At 70.4% G+C, this 17,877-nt stretch carries 16 protein-coding genes and 1 riboswitch; of the genes, 3 read left to right on the top strand and 13 right to left on the bottom strand.

The genetic code is table 11. The features are described 5' to 3' along the window. Positions 1 to 30: 30 nt before the first annotated feature. The 12 genes from N787_RS07570 to N787_RS07515 form a co-directional block, all read right to left on the bottom strand. The gene (locus N787_RS07570; protein ID WP_034212294.1) at positions 31 to 393 is read right to left on the bottom strand and encodes a YkgJ family cysteine cluster protein; all 363 of its coding nucleotides are present in this window, start codon (positions 391 to 393) and stop codon (positions 31 to 33) included. A 42-nt stretch (positions 394 to 435) separates the two neighbouring features. After that, entirely contained in the window at positions 436 to 927 is a 492-nt protein-coding gene (locus tag N787_RS07565) for a hypothetical protein (RefSeq protein ID WP_052575264.1), read from the bottom strand. 29 nt (positions 928 to 956) lie between these two features. Beyond that, positions 957 to 1,784 carry an NADPH-dependent 7-cyano-7-deazaguanine reductase QueF gene (gene queF / locus N787_RS07560; RefSeq protein WP_034212292.1) on the bottom strand — a complete coding sequence of 276 codons (828 nt, stop codon included), beginning with the start codon at positions 1,782 to 1,784 and terminating at the stop codon, positions 957 to 959. A gap of 111 nt (positions 1,785 to 1,895) precedes the next feature. Next, the gene (locus N787_RS07555; RefSeq protein WP_034212290.1) at positions 1,896 to 2,906 is read right to left on the bottom strand and encodes a ribonucleotide-diphosphate reductase subunit beta; all 1,011 of its coding nucleotides are present in this window, start codon (positions 2,904 to 2,906) and stop codon (positions 1,896 to 1,898) included. 163 nt (positions 2,907 to 3,069) lie between these two features. After that, positions 3,070 to 5,460, bottom strand: a complete 2,391-nt coding sequence (locus N787_RS07550) for a ribonucleoside-diphosphate reductase subunit alpha (protein WP_034212288.1) — start codon at positions 5,458 to 5,460, stop codon at positions 3,070 to 3,072. A 222-nt stretch (positions 5,461 to 5,682) separates the two neighbouring features. Then, positions 5,683 to 5,918: riboswitch (cobalamin riboswitch) on the bottom strand. A 34-nt stretch (positions 5,919 to 5,952) separates the two neighbouring features. Further along, on the bottom strand, positions 5,953 to 6,654 hold the full coding sequence (locus N787_RS07545; RefSeq protein WP_034212286.1) for a hypothetical protein: 702 nt from the start codon (positions 6,652 to 6,654) through the stop codon (positions 5,953 to 5,955). Between the two features lie 151 nt (positions 6,655 to 6,805). After that, positions 6,806 to 8,107: an amidohydrolase gene (locus N787_RS07540; protein WP_034212284.1), complete on the bottom strand. Its 1,302-nt coding sequence runs from the start codon at positions 8,105 to 8,107 to the stop codon at positions 6,806 to 6,808. Between the two features lie 66 nt (positions 8,108 to 8,173). After that, positions 8,174 to 9,544, bottom strand: a complete 1,371-nt coding sequence (locus N787_RS07535; protein WP_034212281.1) for a hypothetical protein — start codon at positions 9,542 to 9,544, stop codon at positions 8,174 to 8,176. After that, entirely contained in the window at positions 9,541 to 10,647 is a 1,107-nt protein-coding gene (gene zapE, locus N787_RS07530) for a cell division protein ZapE (protein WP_034212279.1), read from the bottom strand. The genes N787_RS07535 and zapE overlap by 4 nt, the downstream gene beginning before the upstream one ends. After that, positions 10,640 to 11,311 (bottom strand): alpha/beta hydrolase, encoded by a 672-nt coding sequence (locus N787_RS07525; protein ID WP_034212277.1) that lies wholly within the window; start codon positions 11,309 to 11,311, stop codon positions 10,640 to 10,642. Before N787_RS07525 ends, zapE begins: the two co-directional genes overlap by 8 nt. A 17-nt stretch (positions 11,312 to 11,328) precedes the next feature. After that, positions 11,329 to 13,089, bottom strand: coding sequence for an ExeM/NucH family extracellular endonuclease (locus tag N787_RS07520; protein ID WP_034212275.1), 1,761 nt, complete (start codon positions 13,087 to 13,089; stop codon positions 11,329 to 11,331). Positions 13,090 to 13,168: 79 nt separating this feature from the next. After that, positions 13,169 to 13,684, bottom strand: a complete 516-nt coding sequence (locus N787_RS07515; protein ID WP_034212272.1) for a c-type cytochrome — start codon at positions 13,682 to 13,684, stop codon at positions 13,169 to 13,171. A 161-nt stretch (positions 13,685 to 13,845) separates the two neighbouring features. Here N787_RS07515 and N787_RS07510 point away from each other — a divergent pair, with 161 nt between their 5' ends. Then, positions 13,846 to 15,426 (top strand): MASE1 domain-containing protein, encoded by a 1,581-nt coding sequence (locus N787_RS07510; protein ID WP_169742295.1) that lies wholly within the window; start codon positions 13,846 to 13,848, stop codon positions 15,424 to 15,426. 287 nt (positions 15,427 to 15,713) lie between these two features. After that, positions 15,714 to 16,337, top strand: a complete 624-nt coding sequence (locus N787_RS07505) for a BON domain-containing protein (protein ID WP_052575263.1) — start codon at positions 15,714 to 15,716, stop codon at positions 16,335 to 16,337. Positions 16,338 to 16,425: 88 nt separating this feature from the next. On the opposite strand, the gene N787_RS07500 is transcribed toward N787_RS07505, so the two are convergent. Next, a complete protein-coding gene (locus N787_RS07500; protein ID WP_034212268.1) occupies positions 16,426 to 16,974 on the bottom strand; it encodes a phosphoribosyltransferase family protein in 549 nt (182 codons plus the stop codon). Between the two features lie 110 nt (positions 16,975 to 17,084). On the opposite strand from N787_RS07500, the gene N787_RS07495 reads away from it, so the two are divergent. Continuing rightward, positions 17,085 to 17,877 (top strand): NYN domain-containing protein (locus N787_RS07495; RefSeq protein ID WP_034212266.1); only part of this gene is annotated, 793 nt, incomplete at its 3' end.

The following is a 17,877-nucleotide window of genomic DNA, read 5'->3' as shown; positions in this document are numbered from 1 at the left end:
CCAGCCGGCCCTCGTCATCGTGGGCGAGTCTTATCCGGGGGCCGCGATCGTGCGCCAGGTGTCCGGCGTCAGCGGCTCGAGGCCGTGCGCCACCCGCGCCTTGTCGCACTGCGGGCTGGGCTGGCCGTCTTCCCAGGCCGGCACCAGCGCGCGGCAGGGCGAGGGGCGCAGGGCGTAGATGCTGCAGTGCCCGTCCACGCCGACGGTGCCGGCGAGCGCCACGCAGCGGGTGGGCGCGGATTCGGTGCCGCGCATGGCCAGCTCGTGCCGGCGCAGCGGCACCACCAGTTCCGCGGGCGGGCCGTCGGGGTTGTCGGGCTGGGCTTCGGCCCAGTGGAAGGCCACCCGGAAGGTGGCGCAGCAGGCGCCGCAGGACAGGCAGGGGTGGGTCATGGGCGCGTCGCGCGGACGCGCGCCGGGGTGGGCCGGCGCGGCTCAGCGCACCTCGAAGGTGCGGGTTTCGACGACCCGGTCGTTGATCGCGATCTCGACCTGGTAGGCGCCGACCGGCCAGGGCTCGGGCTGCGAGATCGAGAAGGTGGTGACGGTGGGCGTTTCCGGCTTCAGGCTCTGGCCGGCCTTGGCGACCTCGGTGCCATCGGCGGCCAGCCAGCGGGCGGACACCGTGAGGCCGTCGCTGCTGCCCACCGCGACCACGGCCGCGTGGATCTTGTCGCCGGGCGCGAAGGTGGTCAGCGGCTCGCCGACCTGGCCTTCTTCGTCCACGGCCTTGCCGAGGCTGACCGAGGTGATGCGGAAATCGCCGGCGGGCAGCGGCGGCAGCGCGGCCGGGCCTTCGGCGGCCGCCGTGGCGGCGTCGGTGGCGGCCGTGATCTGTTCGTCGCTCGGCGCGGCGTCGTCATCGCCGCCGCAGGCGACCAGGGCCAGCGAGGCGAGCAGGAGGGCGGCGAACTGGGCGTGGCGCATGGCGGCTCCCGGGGGCGAGGGTCGGCGGATTACTGGCGGGCGGTGCGCGGATTGCCGGGCAGCGGCAGGCCGGGCGTGGCGCGGAACGGGTTGATGTCCAGGCCGCCGCGGCGCGTGTAGCGCGCATACACGGCGAGACGGGTCGGCGCGCAGTGCTGCATCAGGTCCATGAAGATGCGCTCGACGCACTGCTCGTGGAAATCGCTGTGGTTGCGGAACGACACCAGGTACCGCAGCAGGCCGTCGCGGGCGATGCGCGGGCCGGCGTAGCGGATCTGCACGCTGGCCCAGTCGGGCTGGCCGGTGACCGGGCAGTTCGACTTGAGCAGGTGCGAGACCAGGATCTCGTCGGCCTTGAGCTCGGGATCGGAGCTGAGGAAATCGGGACGCGGCGGGCCGTAGTGGCTGATCTCGATCGGCAGGTCGTCGATCAGGTCGCCTTCGAGGGTTTCGATCAGCGCGGTGTTGTTGGTGGACGCCGGCGTCAGCACGACGCTGACCGGCGCACCCGACGCCTCGGACAAATCGCGCACCAGCTGCGCGCGCAGCGCATCGGTGTCGGAGAAGCGGGCCTGCGCATAGCTGCCGAGGTAGAGCTTGAAGCTCTTGGACTCGATGATGTTGGGCGACGCGGCCTGCACGCGGAACTCGGCCAGCGCGACGCGCGGCTTGCCGCGGCCGTCGAGCCAGCTGAGCTCGTAGGCGTTCCAGAAATCGACGCCCACGAACGGCAATTCCTCGCCCAGGCCCAGCGCCGCGCGCTGGGTGGCGCGCGCGATCGGGAACAGCAGGCTGGGGTCGTAGTCGTTGCCGTACTCGACGGCCTTGCCCAGCGGGCTCAGTTCGGGGGAAGTCATGGCGCGCATTCTCTCACGGCCCCGCCCTTGTGGGAGGGCTGTAGGAGGGCCTTCAGGCCCGAAGCTCTTCGGCGAAAGGCTTCGGGCCTGAAGGCCCTCCTACAGGGTCGGTCAGAAGGCGGCGTCGAAGGCGACCTCGCCCTGGACCCCGACCTGGTAGGCCGATACCCGGCGTTCGAAGAAGTTGGTCAGTTCCTGAACGTCCTGCAGCTCCATGAACGGGAACGGGTTCCGCGCGCCGAAGTGCCGCGGCAGCCCGAGCTGGGCCAGGCGCTGGTCGGCGCAGTACTCCAGGTACTGGCGCATGTCGCGCGGCGACAGGCCGGCCACGCCGCCGCTGAGCACGTCCTCGGCGAACAGGCACTCCGTGTCCACCGCCTCGCCCAGCATCTGCACGATCTGCGCCTTGAGCTCGTCGTCGAACAGGTCCGGCTCCTCCTCGCGCACCGTACGGATGACCTCGAACGCGAACGCCATGTGCCCGCTCTCGTCGCGGAACACCCAGTTGGTGCCGCCCGCCAGCCCGTGCAGCAGCCCGCGCGAGCGCAGGTAATACACGTACGCAAACGCCCCGAAGAAGAACAAGCCCTCGATGCAGGCCGCGAAACAAACCAGGTTCATCAGGAACTGGCGGCGCTGCGCCCGCGTCTCCAGCCGCTGCAGAGACTGCACGCTGTCCATCCACTTGAAGCAGAACTCGGCCTTGCGCCGGATGGACGGGATGTTCTCGATCGCCGCGAAGGCCTTCGCCCGCGCCTCGGGCTCGGGCAGGTAGGTGTCGAGCAGCGTGAGGTAGAACTGCACGTGCAGCGCCTCCTCGTACAGCTGCCGCGACAGGTACATCCGCGCCTCGGGCGCATTGATGTGCTGGTAGAGGTTGAGCACGAGGTTGTTCGAGACGATCGAATCCCCGGTGGCGAAGAACGCCACCAGCCGCTCGACCAGGTGCCGCTCGGCCGGCCCGAGCTTGGTCTTGAGGTCCTGGGTATCCAGCGAGAAATCGACTTCCTCGACGGTCCAGGTATTCCGGATGGCATCGCGGTACATCTCGTAGAACCGCGGGTAACGCATCGGCCGCAGCGTCAGGCTGTAGCCGGGATCAAGCAACTTGGCGGTGGTCATTTATAGAGCCTCATTAGCCACTGATGAACACTGATGAACACGGATAGGAGCAAGGGACAGCAGTTGAACGATTGGTCCCGGCAGCCAGCCTCATGTCGGCGCGAGATCAACTATTGCTATCGCCTTCATCCGTGTTCATCTGTGTTCATCCGTGGCAAAAAAGTTACTGGCAAGCCTCGCAGGACTCGGGGTTCTCAAGGGAGCAGGCGATGGCGGCCGGGGCGTCGACGGTGGTCTTGGCGATGCGGGTGGCCGGGCGGGAGCGCAGGTAGTAGGTGGTCTTGATGCCTTGTTTCCAGGCGTACATGTACATGGAGGAGAGCGCGCCGATGTTCGGGGATTCCATGAACAGGTTCAGCGACTGGCTCTGGTCGATGAAGGCGCCGCGGTCGGCCGCCATGTCGATCAGCGAGCGCATCGGCACCTCCCACACGGTGCGGTAGACCGCGCGCAGTTCGGCGGGGATCTCGGCGATGCCCTGCACCGAGCCTTCCGCCAGCTTGATGCGGTCGCGCATCTCCGGCGTCCACTGGCCCAGCTGCTTGAGCTCGGGCACCAGGTGCTTGTTCACCTGCAGGAAGTCGCCCGACAGGGTTTCGCGCTTGAACAGGTTGCTGACCTGCGGCTCGATGCACTCGTAGCAACCGGCGATCGAAGCAATGGTGGCGGTGGGGGCGATGGCGACCAGCAGCGAGTTGCGCAAGCCGTGTTCGCGGATGCGTTCGCGCAGCGCGTCCCAGCGCTCCGGCGCGGCGGGCTGCACGCCCCAGGCGTCGAACTGCAGCTCGCCGTGGGCGGCGCGGGTTTCTTCGAAGTTCGGGTGGCGGCCGCGCTCCTGGGCCAGCTCGCAGCTCGCCTCCAGCGCGTGGAAGTAGATCTCCTCGGCGATGCGCGCCGACAGCGCGCGGGCCGCGGGGGCGTCGAAGGGCAGGCGCAGGCGGAAGAAGACATCCTGCAGGCCCATCACGCCCAGCCCCACCGGCCGCCAGCGCAGGTTGCCGCGGCGGGCGGTTTCGATCGGGTAGAAGTTGAGGTCGATGACGCGGTCGAGCTGGCGCACGGCCAGGCGCACCGTTTCGGCCAGCTTGTCGAAATCGAAGTCGACGTGGCCGTCTTCCTCGCGCAGGTGCTGGCCGAGGTTGATCGAGCCGAGATTGCACACCGCGGTCTCGTCGCCCGAGGTCACCTCCAGGATCTCGGTGCACAGGTTCGACAGGTGGATGACGTTGCCCGGCCGCGCGGTCTGGTTGCTGGCGCGGTTGCACTTGTCCTTGAAGGTCATCCAGCCGTTGCCGGTTTGGGCCAGGGTGCGCATCATCTTTCCGTACAGGTCGCGCGCGCGCAGGGTCTTCACCGCGCGGCCGCTGGCCTCGGCCTGCTCGTAGGCGACGTCGAAGGCCTTGCCGAACAGGTCGGTGAACTGCGGCACGGCCTTGGGGTCGAACAGCGACCACTCGCCGTCGGCCTCCACCCGGCGCATGAACAGGTCCGGGATCCAGTTGGCGAGGTTGAGGTTGTGCGTGCGCCGCGCCTCGTCGCCGGTGTTGTCGCGCAGCTCCAGGAACTCCTCGATGTCGGCGTGCCAGGGCTCGAGGTAGACGCAGGCGGCGCCCTTGCGCTTCCCGCCTTGGTTCACTGCCGCCACCGACGAATCCAGCGTCTTCAGCCACGGCACGATGCCGTTGGAGTGGCCGTTGGTGCTGCGGATCAGCGAGCCGCGCGAACGCACGCGGGTGAAGGACACGCCGATGCCGCCGCTGAACTTGCTCAGCATCGCCACGTCGGCGTACTTGCGGTAGATCGACTCCAGCGTGTCGTCCGGCGAGTCGAGCAGGAAGCAGCTCGACAGCTGCTCGTGCGTGGTGCCGGCGTTGAACAGCGTCGGCGAACTGGGCAGGTAGTCCAGCGCCGCCATGCGCCGGTAGAGCGCCAGCGCTTCGGGCACGTCCTGGCTGAGCGCGCAGGCGATGCGCAGGAAGAACTGCTGCGGGGTTTCGATCACCGTGCGCTGGGTCGGATGCCGCAGCAGGTAGCGGTCGTACAGCGTGCGCAGGCCGAAGTAGTCGAAGCGGCGGTCGAGCGTGGCGTCGAGCGCGTCGTTGAGCTTGCGGGCGTTGGCCTGCACGAAGCCCAGCAAACGGTCGTTGATCAGCCCGACCTCGTGGCCGCGGGCGATGGACTGCGAGAAGGCGTGGATCTCCTGGCCGGCCACTTCCTTGGCGATGAAATCGGCGAGCAGGCGCGCGCCGAGGCGGCCGTACTCCGGCTCCTCGGCGGTCAGCAGCGCGGCGGTGCGGATCGAGAGTTCATCGAGCTCGCGCGTGGTGGCGCCGTCGTACAGGCCGGAGATGGTGCGCGTGGCGACGCGCATCGGGTCGATCGCGTACAGGTCGTCGCACTGGCGGGCCACCGCGCGGACGATCTTGTTCAGATCGACCGGCTCGCGGCGGCCGCTGCGCTTGGTGACGGTCATGCCCAGCGCGGTGGCGGGCGGGGTGAGGGCGAACTGCGGCGCGGCGGCGTCGGCGGGCGCGTCCAGGGTTTCGGTGTTCATGGGTGTTCTCCGGTGCGTGGCGCACGGTCGCCGTCCCTCCCTCGGGGGCGGCGCGCGGAGACGAGCGACGGCGACGCCAAACGGCGTCGTCGCGGCCATGCCCCCGCGGGCATGCGAAGTCAGACGGAGGATGGAATGCGGGTGTCGCAGGGACCGAGACGCGGCGCCACGACACCGGCGCCGTCTCCCCCCGGAGACCTCTGGGCCGGTCACCGCGCGGTGTGCTTCGCGCGGCTGTCGGCAGGTCTTCGGGCTCGTGGACGCGAGGCGTGAACCTCTCCTACCAACCGTCGCTTCCCAGCCCCTGTAGGAGGGACTTCAGTCCCGAACCCCGGATGCCAGTGCCAATGACGGCCTTCGTTTCCACATACCGCTGCGGGGCAGCGCCGGAGTCACACCGGCTTCCCTATTAACCCTTGCGCGTTGCCGCGGTCGGGACCGACGGCCACAACATATCGGGTGTCGGCAGGCAGGTCAACGCAAGATGTGGGGTCAGCCCGCCGCCTGTGGCTTGCACTGCAGGTTCGCCGGCAGGTCCGGCTGCCGCGCCAGCCAGGCCGCCAGTTTGGCCATCGGTATGGAATGGCGCGGATAGGCGTGGTGGCCGCGCACCCGGTACTCGGCGCGGTCTTCGTCGGCCATGTATTCCCGGTAGTGCTCCAGCGGGGTCCGTGACGCGCGGGCCAGCGCCGCGTCGTGGATCGGCTCCTTGAGGTCCATCGCGCCGCAGGGCAACCACCACACAGGCCGCGAGTTCACCAGCACCAGGTGCAGGAAACCCTGGCGATCCTCGGCGAGGAAGCCGTTGGCGTAGCGCAGCATCACGTGCCGGTCGCCGTCGGACATCAGCAGCATCAGCCGCGGCTTGCCGTACTGCGGCGAGGCCATCTGCATCGGGCCGTAGTGGCTGGTGGTCGCCCCGTGGAAGCGCGGCGGCAGCGACGGCCCGTGCAGGGTGTCGAGCACGCGCGCGCGGAACCAGGTGGGCGCCGGGTCCATGCACAGCACCTCGGGCATCTTGCACTCCGCGAACTGCGGCAGCTCGCCCTGCGCCTCGAGTTCGACCACGGCGAGGCGGTAGGTGGCGGTGGCCGCGTCGATCTCCGGGAATGCCGTGGGCGGCCCCGCGTGGGCGAGCCCGGCGGCGAGCAGCACCGGGGCGAGGGTGCGGCGGATGAGGGCGGTGCGGCGCATGGTCGGGTCTCCGGAAGGGTCCGGTTACCGGTAACGGCCGGGCTGCCTGGATGGGGTTAATGGTGACGCCGGGAACCTTGTAGGAGGGCCTTCAGGCCCGAAGCTTTTCGGCGAAAGGCTTCGGGCCTGAAGGCCCTCCTACAGGGGGGCGTTACTCGACGGTGTGGAGGTAGTCGAGGGACACCTGCAGCATCGCGCGGGTGCCCACCTTCAGCGCCTCTTCGTCGAGGAAGAACTCGGGCGAGTGGTTGGACGGGGCCTTGATCGGGTCCTGGCCCTTGGGGGTGGCGCCGACGAAGAAGAAGAAGCCGGGCACCTGCTGCGCGAACAGGGAGAAATCCTCGGCGCCCATGGTCAGGTCCATCTCGACCACGTTGTCGCGGCCGACGGCGGCTTCCAGGCTGGGCACCACGCGCGCGGTCAGGGCCGGGTGGTTCACGGTGACCGGGTTGCCCTGGGTGTCGGGTACCTGCGCGACGACGGTGGCGCCGTGGGCCTTGGCCACGCTCTCGGCTACGTTCTTGAGGTCGGCGAACACCTGCGTGCGCATGCCTTCGTCGAAGGTGCGGATGGTGCCCACCAGCTCCACTTCGTCCGGGATGATGTTGTAGCGGATGCCGCCCTTGATCGCGCCGAAGCTCACCACCACCGGCTGCTTGGAGATGTTCTGGCGGCGGCTGACGATGGTCTGCGCGGTGCCGATGATGTCGGCCGCAGCCACGATCGGATCCACGCCGCCCCAAGGCCGCGAGCCGTGCGTCTGCCGGCCCTTCACCACGATGTTGAAGCGATCCGACGCCGCCATCAGCGGGCCGCTGCGGTAGCCGACCTGGCCGGCGTTGAGCGTGCTGAACACGTGCAGGCCGAACACCGCCTCGGGCTTGAAGCGCTCGAACACGCCCTGGGCCAGCATTTCACTGGCGCCGCCCTTCTCGCCGTCCGGCGGGCCTTCCTCGGCCGGCTGAAAGATGAAGAGCACTTCGCCCGGCAGCTCCGCCTTCATCGAGGCCAGCGCCTCGGCGACGCCCATCAGGATGCCGACGTGGGCGTCGTGGCCGCAGGCGTGCATCACGCCGGTGGTCTCGCCGCGGAAGGTGGTGGTGGCCTTGGATTCGAAGGGCAGGCCGCTGCGCTCGGTGACCGGCAGCGCGTCCATGTCGGCGCGCAGCGCGATGCGCGGGCCGGGCTTGCCGCCGCGCAGCACCGCGGTGACGCCGGTGGTGGCGACGCCGGTGCGGATGTCCTCGAAGCCGAGGGCGCGCAGGTGGTCGGCGGCCAGCTTCGCGGTGCGCACCTCGCGGTTGCCGAGCTCGGGATGCTGGTGGATGTCGCGGCGCCAGGCCTGCACCTTGGCGTCGACGGTGGCGGCCAGCGCCTCGACATCGGGCGCCTGCGCGGCAGCGGGGCCGCAGAGCGCGGCGGCGAGGGCGGTGACGAGCAGCAGTCGGCGCATGGTCTTCCCCTGGGTGAGTGGCCCGATGCTAGCAAACGCCCCGCCGCCCCACCTGTAGGAGGGCCTTCAGGCCCGAAGCTTCTCGGCGAAGGATTTCGGGCCTGAAGGCCCTCCTACAGTGGGGGTAGCGAGGAGCAGGGCACTGGCGAGGGTGGCGAGCACGGGCCAGGCGAGGTAGCGGAACTCGGCGCTGCCGGAGGCCAGCGCCAGCGGCAGCGCGTAGGCCAGCGCGGACAGGGCGATCACCGCCGCCAGCCCGGCCCCCGCCGAGCGGCCCGCGCGCGCGATACCGACGGCCGCGACCAGCGCGCACACCAGCAGGTAGATCCAGCCGGCGAAGAACGGCGTGTCGATCAGCGACTGCAGCGTCGCCAGCGCGCGTGCGTGCTGGGGATGCGGATGCGGCGCCACCGGCGGGTTGTCGCCGTAGCCGTGCAGGCCCGGCATCATCACCAGGCTGTCGGGCAGCGCCGCGCGGTCCGCGCCGAACAGCAGCACGGCCAGCCGCCAGCGGTGCGCGGCATAGGCCGCGGCGTGGTCCCGGGGCAGCGACCAGGCCAGCGCGTCGATGGCTTCGCGCTGGGCCGGCGTGTAGGGCCCGTCGAAGCTATGGCGCAGTTTGCCGGTGACGTAGATGGTGGTGTTGGCGTACTCGGCGAAATTCGCGCGCAGCTCTTCGAGGTCCAGGCTTGGATCCACCAGCTCGGGCGGATAGACCAGCTTCCCTTCGGCCAGGGACACCGCGGCGGCGTCCCACAGCGTCACCACCGACCACACGCGCTCGGTGTGGCGAACGCGCGCGTCCTGCGCGGGAATCGCGGCGAGCACGAAGACGCCCACCGACAAGGCCAGCGTGATCACGCCCGCGGGCAGGACGCGCCGCTTCGCCGGCCAGGCCGGCGCGTAAAACGCCACTTCGCGCCAGCCGATCCAGGCCAGCAGCGGCAGCGCGCCGGTGATCGCGTTGTGCCGGAACGCGCAGGCGAACACCAGCGCCAGCACGGCGACCGCGCGCCAGCCGCGATGCGGCGAACCCAGGTCCCGGGCCAGCAGCGCCAGCGCCCAGGCGAAGCCGGCCAGCGTCCACAGGTCCTTCCAGATGTGCGGCTGCATCGCCAGCAGCGGCGGCCACAGGCCGAGGAAAAGCACGACGAGGGCGCGTCCCCACGCCGGCAGCCGCAGCGCCGATGCAAACACGGCCAGCGCCGACCACAGCAGCACGACCTGCAGCACCAGCATGCCGCCGGGACCCTGCACCAGGCGGTCGGTGAGCTGCCAGGTCATCGCCATCAGCGGCGGGTGCACGCTGTCGAACTGGTCGTGGCGCGCCTGCCACCACTGGTAGGCCGAATCCCAGCTCATGTAGCCGGGCCAGAACACCCACAGCACCAGCGCCGCGCCCAGCGCCGCCGCCAGCCAGGGCGCCAGCCGCCTCACGGGCGGTGCTCGCGGGCGAGGTATTCGGCGCTGCGCATCTCCACCAGGCGCGAGGCGGTGCGTTCGAATTCCTGGCGCAGCTTGTCGCCGCCGTAGAGCCACATCGGCTCGGCGGCGGCGCTGAGCAGCAGGTTCACGTTGCGGTCGTAGAGTTCATCCACCAGGTGCACGAAGCGGCGCGCGGCATTGTCATGCGCCAGGTCGAACACCGGCACCCCCGACACCAGCACGGTGTGGAAGCTGCGCGCGATCTCGATGTAGTCGGCGGCCGCGCGCGGGCCCTCGCACAGCGCGGCGAAATCAAACCAGGCGATACCCTCGGCCAGCGCCCGCGCCTCGATGGCGCGGCCGTTCACCACCAGCGGGCCGTCTTCGCCCGGGCAGTCGGCGGCGAGGCGCGCGAAGTGCTCGGCCATGCCGCGTTCGGCGGCGTCGTCGAGCGGCGTCAGGTAAGTCTGCGCGCGGGTGAGCTGGCGCAGGCGGTAGTCCTGCCTGCTGTCGAGGTGCACGACGGCGCAGTGCGCCTCGATCAGCGCGATCGCGGGCAGGAAGCGCGCGCGCTGCAGGCCGTCCTTGTAGAGGTTCTTCGGCGCCGTGTTCGAGGTGGTCACCAGCACCACGCCGCGCGCAAACAGGCGCTCGAGCAGCCGGCCCAGGATCATCGCGTCGGCGATGTCGGTGACGATGAACTCGTCCAGCACCAGCAGCTTCAGCTCATCGGCCAGGCCGTCGGCGACCACGGCCACGGTGTCGGCGGTGTCGGCCGGCAGCGCCTGCACGCGCGCGTTCACCTCGACCATGAAGCGGTGGAAGTGCCAGCGCCGGCGCGGCAGCTCGCCCAGGTGCTCGAACAGCAAATCGTTGAGGAAGGTCTTGCCGCGGCCGACGCCGCCCCAGAGGTACAGGCCCTGCACCGGCGCCGGCGGCCGCAGTTTCCACAGCCACTGCTTCCAGCGCGGGTGGCGCTGGCGCGCGCGCAGCTGGCGGTGGATGCGGTCAAGTTCGACCAGGGCCTGGCCCTGGGCCTCGTCGGGCTGCCAGCGCCCGGCGTGGATACCGGCGGCGTAGGCGGCGGACGGGCGTTGCGCCGCCGCTTCAGCCATGGCGCGGCGGCGGCAGGTTCTTGCGCACGCCGTTCTTGATCGCGCCGCGCAGGTCCATCAGCCGCCGGTGGAAGAAGTGGCCGGTGTCGGGCATGCGCACCAGGGTCGGCTTTTCCTTGAGCGAATCGATCCAGGCGTAGACCTGCTGCGGATCGACGATGTCGTCGGCCTCGGGCATCACCACCAGCCACGGACAGGCCGGCGGCATCACGCCGTCGAAGGCGCGCAGGCCGACCGGCGGCGCGATCGAGATCATCTGCTTCACCGGCAGCTGGCGCGCGCCCTGCAGGGCCACCCAGCTGCCGAAGGAGAAGCCGCCCAGCCACAGCGCATCGTCGGGGCGCACCTTGCGCACCCAGTCGGTGACGGCCAGCAGGTCGAGGATCTCGCCGCGGCCTTCGTCGAAGGTGCCTTCGGACTGGCCCACGCCGCGGAAATTGAAGCGCACCGCGGCGATGCCGAGCTCGCTCAGCGCGCGGGCGGTCATGGTGACCACCTTGTTGTGCAGGGTGCCGCCGTCCGGCGGATTCGGGTGGCAGAGCACGGCCACGCCGGCGCGCTCCTGCCCGGGCTCGGGCAGGTCCACCATCACTTCCAGCCGGCCGGCGGGGCCGGTCAGGTGCAGCGGGCCGGATTCGCTGGGGAAGGCCGGGATGTCGTCCATGGCGGCGATGATATCCCTTAGCGGGCCAGGTCGAGGCCCAGCAGCACCGGATCGTGGTCCGAGGCGCGCCAGGGGTCGGCGTCGTCGTCCATGCCGTAGCCGAAGCGCTCGGATTCGTCGGCGCTGTTGTGCCATTCGGCCGCCCCGCGCAGGCGCGCGGCCAGGCCGGCGTCCACCAGGGCGTGGTCGAGGCGCGCGGACAGGCCGGCCCAGACGTAGGAATAGGGCTGCTCGACGCCGGCCACTTCGAAGGCATCGCGCCAGCCGCGGGCGTACAGCGCGCGCAGCGGGTCTTCCTGGGCGTGGGCGTTGAGGTCGCCGATCACCAGCTGGCCCGCGGGCCGGGTGCCGGTGGGGTCGGTGGCCAGCCAGGCGTGCAGCGCCTCCGAGGACGCGACCCGGGTGGCGTTGAAGCAGGCCTGGCCGTCGCCCTGGTCGGCGTCGCCGGCGGGGGCGTCGGGGCGGCAGCCGCCCTTGGACTTGAAGTGGTTGGCGACGACCACGAACACCGGCCCGTTGCCGGCCCGGAAGGCCTGAGCCACCGGCGCGCGGCTGCCCCGGTTGAACGGCGGCTCGAGCAGGGTGGCCGGCGCGCCGACGGTCTGGAAGCGCGTGGCGCGATAGGCCAGCCCGACCCGGATGCTGCCTTCGCCCGGGCCTTCGCCCGCGTCCACGACGCGCCAATCCGCGTGCGGCCCGGCGGCGTTGAGCGCGGCGACGAACTGCGCCACTGCCGAGTCCGGCCCGAAGCCGTCGTTCTCGAGCTCCATCAGCGCCAACAGGTCCGGGTCGAGCGCCTGCACCGTGGCCACCAGCTTGGCCTGCTGGCGCGCGTGGTCTTGCACGCGGGCCGCGCCGCGTTCGGTCGGGAAGCCGCCGCCGCGGCCATCGCCGTTGAACAGGTTGAGCACGTTGAGCCCGACGATGCGGCGATCGCCCGGCACGGTCGGCGCCGCCGGCCGCGGCGCCTGCGCGATCTGGCCCAGCGGCGCGACCAGCTGCAGGCGGTGGCTGCCGAAGCGCTGGTCGAGCACGCCGGTGGCGCCGGTGATCACGCTGCCCGTGCGCAGCGGGCGTTCGTCCGACAGCGGCTCGCGCAGGAACCAGGGCTCGCCCGGGTTCTGCGCCGACAGGCCGTCGTCGAGCCGCAGCATCACGTGGAAATTCTGCTGCGCCAGCGCATCGGCCTCGAGGCCCGGCGCCGCGCGTTCGGTGGGCGCGAAGCGGCGGCCATCAAAGCTCACGAACAGCTCGCCGAAGCGCATCAGGCCGTCGTTGCCGGTCACCGTGAGTGGCGCATCAATCTGCAGCCGCATGCCTTCGTAGGCTTCCCAGCCCTCGGGAACCGGCGCGGCGGCCACGACGGTCGGCGCCATCGCCAGGCCGCGCGCCAGCACCGTGGCCTCGACCTCGACCAGCGCGGTCAGGCTGGCGCCGTCCGGGCCCAGCTCCTTCACTGTGCCGGTGGCGCGCACGTGGTCGCCGACCGCCAGCGCGACCGCCGGCTGGCCGCCCTGCACGAGGAACAGGCCCTCGGCGGTCAGCGGATCGCCATCGTCCACCCGCGACTGGATGAAGACGCCGCCGAAGCCCTTGCCGAAATCGCCGACCACCACGCCTTCCACCGTCACGCGCTGGCCCGCGAGCGGGCTGCGGTCGGTCGGACCTTGCACCGTGCCGATGGCGATGGCGCCGGATCGCGCGGCGGGGTCGGGCTGGCCCGCGGTCTGGCAGCCGGTGGCCAGTACGAAAAGGACGGTCAACAGGGGCAGGCGCATCGGGGACTCCAGGGGTTTCGGACGCCGGAAACGACAACGCCGCCCGGAGGCGGCGTTGGCGGGAGGGCGGGGCCCAAGCTTACTTGAGGTTGTCGACCATCCACTGCACGGTGGCGATGACCTGCTCGTCCGTGAGGTTCGGGTTGCCGCCCTTGGCCGGCATGATGCCCGCGCTGCCCTGGAAGCCTTCGATGGCGTGCTTGTTCATGGTGTCCATGCCCTGGGCGATGCGGGCGGTCCAGGCCGCGCGCTCGAGCTTCGGGGCGCCGCCGGCACCGGCGGTGTGGCAGGCGCCGCACAGCGCCGCGTAGATGACCGAGCCGTCGAGGGTGCCGTCATAGGCAACCTGGCCGGCGGAAGCGGCGGCCGCCGCGGCCGCGGCCGCGGCCTGCGCGGCGGCACCGGTCGAGCCGGCGTACACGCCGCCCACCGGGCGGATGCGCTGCTCGGTGGCGCGCTCGGCGACCGGGTTCGGCTCGGGCTCGAGCTGGCCGTTGACGTAGATGCCCAGGCCGATCAGGGCGAGCGTGATGCCCACCAGGATGGCGATGACCATCGCGAAGTTCTTGAGGAATACCAGATCGTGGTTGCGCACAGTCGTACCTGACGGCGGGCCGGGGCCCGTGGAGGTGAAGGCCGCGATTATATCGGCCCGGCGCCATGCACGGAAGGCGCCCGTCGAGGGCTTTCTTCACGCGGCCCTTAGTTGGCATGCTGGCCCCGGGCGGGCCGGCCCGAGGGGAACAGGCGGGAAGGATGGCGTTGCATCCACTGGGGCTGCTGCAGGACACCCCGCCGGGACGGAACGCCGTCTGGGCGGGCATCGCCCTGCTGTCCATGCTGGTGTGGCTGGGCCTGGAGCAGCTCTCGGCCCAGCTCTGGTTCCTGCCCGCCGGGCTGCGCCTGGCGCTTCTGTGGCTGGTGCCGACCCGGCGCTGGGGCTGGCTGGGCGCGGCCGAGATCGCCGCCCAGGCCACCAAGTCGATGGTGCTGGGCTATCCGCTGTTCTCGATGACCTTCGTCGGCGTGTGCATCGCGCCGTGGGTGATCTACGCGGCGGTGGTATTCGTGGCGCGCGGGCCGCAGCCGGGCCTGGCGCTGGACACCCCGACCCGCATGCTGGGCTTCCTGCTGGCCGGCCTGGTCGGCGCGGCGGGCGTCTCGCCGCTGCTGTGGATGTTCCTGGTCACGGTGCCGATGAATGCCGTGGACAGCCTGGCCAGCATGTTCGCCTTCATGTACGGCGACATGATCGGGCAGCTGGTGCTGGCGCCGGTGCTGGTGGCGCTGGCGCACGGGCGGATGAAGCCGCGGCGGCTGGCGTTCTGGCGCGACATGGGCGTGGTGCTGGTGGGCGCGGTGGGCATCTTCCTGCTGCTGCAGGCCTATGACGACCTGGCGATGTACGTGCTGCTGCTGGCGTTCGCGCCGCTGTTCTTCCTCGGGTTCCGCCACGGCTGGGAAGGCGCGGCGCTGGGCACGCTGGTGCTCGGCGCGGTGATCCAGGCGCTGGTGCAGGGCGGCCTGCTGTCGGTCAGCGTCACCATGCTGCAGCTGGTGCTGGCGGTGGTGGGCGCCGGCGCGCTCGTGCTCGGCGCAGCCAGTACCGCGCTGCGCCACAGCCACGAGGTGCTGGCGCAGCGGCACCAGGAGCTGGCCACCAAGAACGACGAGCTGGGCGCGCTCGCCGAGGAATTGCGCCACGTCACCCAGCGCCTGGTGCGCATCGAGGAGCAGGGGCAGCGCGAATTGGCCAGCGAGCTCGACTACGAACTCGGCCACGCCATCCACGCGCTGGGCACGCGCATCAGCCTGGCCTTCCGCGACGTGCGCGACGAGCAGGGCACGCGTTTCCTCGAATCACTGCGCGAGCAGGTGCGCGAGATCCAGGACAGCCTGCGGCGCGCGCTGCGCCAGCTGCGGCCGCCGATGCTCGACAGCCATGGCCTGCGCCACGCGATCGACAACGGCCCGCTGCGGGAGATGCTCGAGGACGGCAATATCGTGTTCGAGCCGCGCTTCACGGGCCCGGTGGACCAGCTCGACGACGACGCCCGCACGGCGGCCTACCGCATCTGCCAGGCGGCGGTGCGCGAGGCGGTGCGGCTGGACACCGTGCGCCGCGTCGCGCTCGACCTCGAGGTCACGCCGCGCGAGGGCGGCGGCCAGGCGGTGTCGCTGAACCTCGACATCGAGTTCTCGCCCTACGCGCGCGCGCTGCCGCCGCTGCAGCCGCTGCCGGCCATCTTCGACCGCGTGCTGGCCGAGAAAGGCCGCTACCAGCTCGAACCGTTGGTCCACGGCCAGCGCCACGCCATCCGCTTCGACGCCACCTAGCCCACCTCAAAAAGGGGTCAGAGTGATTATTTGCTTCAAGCAAATAATCACTCTGACCCCTTTTTTTGTTTGGTTCAGGATGCCGGAGAGGCTTTGTTGGCGCGGGTTTCGGGGGTGGATGGAGGACGTCGCTAACAAATTCGAAACAAGCGCTTCATCAACCGTTGGGAAATCGAAGGCCAACCTCGCCCCACGTCCGGGACGTGCTGTTTCCCCCAAGCCCGCGACGAGGCCCGAAGGCCGCACGCTGCCCCCGCAGCGATCCGTTCAAACAGGAGCCAAAGCCCATGAACGTTCTCAAGACTTCCCTGCTCGCCACCACCATCGCGCTCGCCCTGGGCGTCTCCGCCGTCAACGCGCAGTCCACCGAGGCCGCGCCGGAGCGCAGCGTCGGCCAGACCATCGACGACGCCACCATCACCGCCTCGGTGAAGACCCGCCTGCTGGCCGACGAGCGCACCAAGGGCTTCGACATCAACGTCGACACCGTGCGCGCCACCGTCAAGCTGACCGGTGGCGCCGACAGCCTCGAGTCCAAGCTGGCCGCGGGCAAGATCGCCGGCGAAGCCGAAGGCGTGATCCTGGTGGACAACCAGCTGATCGTCGCCGGCGAGGGCACCGAGCTGCGCCAGGACGCCAACACCGCCACCGCCTCGGGCGAAGTGCGCGAGGCCATGGATGAGGCCGGCGACGGCGCCGACGACGCCTGGATCACCAGCAAGGTGAAGGCCCAGCTGCTGGCCGACGCCGCGGTGAAGGGCACCAAGATCAACGTCGAGACCAAGGCCAACGTCGTCACCCTGACCGGCGTCGCCGAGAGTGCCTCCGCCCGCGACATGGCCATCAAGCTGGCCGCCGGTACCAAGGGCGTGAAGAGCGTGGTCGCCGACCAGCTGCTGGTCCAGCAGTAACCCGCGCCTGGAGCCCTCCCCTTGTAGGAGGGCCTTCAGGCCCGAAGCTCCTCGCCGGGAAGCTTCGGGCCTGAAGGCCCTCCTACATTCATTTCGGGGATGCCGCGGGACGCCAGAGGTCGACGGCGAAGTCCGCCTCGTACGGCGGCACGTTGCACTCGATCACGTCCTCGGGCGCGATCTTCAGCGTCAGGCCGGTGATGTCGGCGCGGATCGGCATGCGGTGGCGCTGCCGGTCCACCAGCACCGCGGCGTGCACCTGCGCCGGCTTCTGCGTCGCCAGCCACTCGAAGACCCGCATCAGCGAGTAGCCCTGGTAGAGCACGTCGTCCACCACGATCACGCGCCGGTTGAGCAGGTCCACGTTGGCCGGCGCTTCCAGCGCCGTTTCAGGATGCAGCAGCTCGAGGTTGTCGGCGTAGCGCTTCACCTTCAGGTCCAGCCGGTCGACGGTGGCCCAGGGCGCGTGCACCTTCAGCCGCGCGTGGAGGCGGTCGGCCAGCGGCGCGCCGCGGCGCAGCATGCCCAGCAGCACCGTCGGCGTGGCGTCCAGCAGCAGCGCGGCCTGGCGCGCCATGTCGTCGATCACCGGCGCCAGGGCGCCCTCGTCGTAGAGGCGGAAGCGATCGGCGGGCATGGCGGGCTCCTGGCGGGGATGGCCAAGCCTAGCGTTTCCCGCGGCCGGCGCGCATGTGGCGGCGCGGCGGGGCGGCTCGTAGGATGGCCGCAGGCCCCGCGGAGCACGCCATGAAGCAGCGCAACGGCAGCAAGCCCGAGCCCGACGAGGACCAGCGCCTGCTGGCGGTCCTGATCGACGCCGACAACGCCCAGCCCGCGATCATCGAGGGCCTGCTGGCCGAGGTCGCCAAGTACGGCGTCGCCAGCGTCAAGCGCATCTACGGCGACTTCACCTCGCCGCAGCAGACGCAGTGGAAGAAGGCGCTGCTCAAGCACTCGATCCAGCCGGTGCAGCAGTTCGCCTACACCAGCGGCAAGAACGCCACCGACTCCTCGCTGATCATCGATGCGATGGACCTGATGTACACGCGCCGCTTCGACGGCTTCTGCCTGGTCTCGAGCGACAGCGACTTCACCCGGTTGGCGCAGCGCCTGCGCGAGGAAGGCCACAGCGTTTACGGCTTCGGAGAGCGCAAGACACCGGACGCTTTCGTGCAGGCTTGCGACAAGTTCATCTACGCCGAAGTCTTGCGAAACGAACCGACGCCGGAGCCCGCATCGGCTCCCGCGTCGAAGAAGCCTGGAAATGCCGGGCCGGCGGAGTCCATGCCGCCTGCTCCTTCGAAGAGCGCGCCGTTGCCCCTGCCCAGGAAGCTCATCGAGCAAGCGATCGAAGAGTCCTCTGATGACGCCGGCTGGGCCCACCTCAGCGCCGTTGGCAGCTACCTCAACAAGGTTCGCTCCGATTTTGATCCAAGGTTGTATGGCCAGCGAAAGCTCAGCGACCTGATCAAAGCGCATGGAAAGTGGTACGAGATTGAGGAGCGCGGCGCCAGCGGCGGCGGCAAGGCGGTTTACGTCC

Origin of the sequence: Arenimonas metalli CF5-1, assembly GCF_000747155.1 — a bacterium.
Classification (GTDB): Bacteria; Pseudomonadota; Gammaproteobacteria; order Xanthomonadales; family Xanthomonadaceae; genus Arenimonas; species Arenimonas metalli.
The sequence above is the reverse complement of the archived record's forward strand: the minus strand, read 5'-3'. Positions and strand labels throughout refer to the sequence as shown.

Bases quoted from the DNA above. Each gene is read 5' to 3' on its own strand.
- queF (WP_034212292.1), bottom strand. From the start codon at position 1,784: ATGACTTCCCCCGAACTGAGCCCGCTGGGCAAGGCCGTCGAGTACGGC.
- N787_RS07570 (WP_034212294.1), bottom strand. From the start codon at position 393: ATGACCCACCCCTGCCTGTCCTGCGGCGCCTGCTGCGCCACCTTCCGG.
- N787_RS07540 (WP_034212284.1), bottom strand. From the start codon at position 8,107: ATGCGCCGACTGCTGCTCGTCACCGCCCTCGCCGCCGCGCTCTGCGGC.
- N787_RS07505 (WP_052575263.1), top strand. From the start codon at position 15,714: ATGAACGTTCTCAAGACTTCCCTGCTCGCCACCACCATCGCGCTCGCC.
- N787_RS07520 (WP_034212275.1), bottom strand. From the start codon at position 13,089: ATGCGCCTGCCCCTGTTGACCGTCCTTTTCGTACTGGCCACCGGCTGC.
- N787_RS07565 (WP_052575264.1), bottom strand. From the start codon at position 927: ATGCGCCACGCCCAGTTCGCCGCCCTCCTGCTCGCCTCGCTGGCCCTG.
- N787_RS07550 (WP_034212288.1), bottom strand. From the start codon at position 5,460: ATGAACACCGAAACCCTGGACGCGCCCGCCGACGCCGCCGCGCCGCAG.
- N787_RS07545 (WP_034212286.1), bottom strand. From the start codon at position 6,654: ATGCGCCGCACCGCCCTCATCCGCCGCACCCTCGCCCCGGTGCTGCTC.
- N787_RS07525 (WP_034212277.1), bottom strand. From the start codon at position 11,311: ATGGACGACATCCCGGCCTTCCCCAGCGAATCCGGCCCGCTGCACCTG.
- zapE (WP_034212279.1), bottom strand. From the start codon at position 10,647: ATGGCTGAAGCGGCGGCGCAACGCCCGTCCGCCGCCTACGCCGCCGGT.
- N787_RS07500 (WP_034212268.1), bottom strand. From the start codon at position 16,974: ATGCCCGCCGATCGCTTCCGCCTCTACGACGAGGGCGCCCTGGCGCCG.
- N787_RS07510 (WP_169742295.1), top strand. From the start codon at position 13,846: ATGGCGTTGCATCCACTGGGGCTGCTGCAGGACACCCCGCCGGGACGG.
- N787_RS07555 (WP_034212290.1), bottom strand. From the start codon at position 2,906: ATGACCACCGCCAAGTTGCTTGATCCCGGCTACAGCCTGACGCTGCGG.